Annotated in this window: 1 pseudogene; it reads right to left on the reverse strand. The window is 68.0% G+C overall.

Features of this window, described 5'->3' with window-relative positions:
- Positions 1-372: pseudogene (locus AB4Z32_RS27770) on the reverse strand (riboflavin synthase); the annotation flags it as partial.
- Between the last annotated feature and the right edge of the window lie 37 nt (positions 373-409).

Below are 409 nucleotides of genomic sequence, written 5' to 3' on the forward strand. Positions count from 1 at the left end.
CACGTCGACCTCGACATTGATCGGGGCGCCGAGCGCGGCGTGCTGCAGGTTGGTGTGGGTCCAGGTGTGGGGGATGATCGTGATCCCGACCGCGAAGCGCCCCTCGGCGTCGGCCGGGCCGACGTGGTTGAGGGTCAGGCTGATGCCGTCGAGGGCGATCGAGCCCTTCTCGACGCAGAAGGCGCGCAAGGCGCCCGGCAGGCTGAGCGTCAGCCGGCGCGAGCCGCCGTCGTCGATCACTTCAGAGAGATGTGCGACGCCGTCGACATGGCCCTGCACGAGATGGCCCGACAGGCGGGTCGACAGGGTCACGGCCCGTTCGAGATTGAGCACCGTTCCGACGCCGGCCTTGAAATCGTAAATGCGCCGCATCAGGTACGACGATGTCAGGCCGCGCATGGTCATGGCC

The organism is Massilia sp. 2TAF26 (genome assembly GCF_052115005.1).
In the GTDB taxonomy this organism is placed as follows: Bacteria; Pseudomonadota; Gammaproteobacteria; order Burkholderiales; family Burkholderiaceae_D; genus Telluria.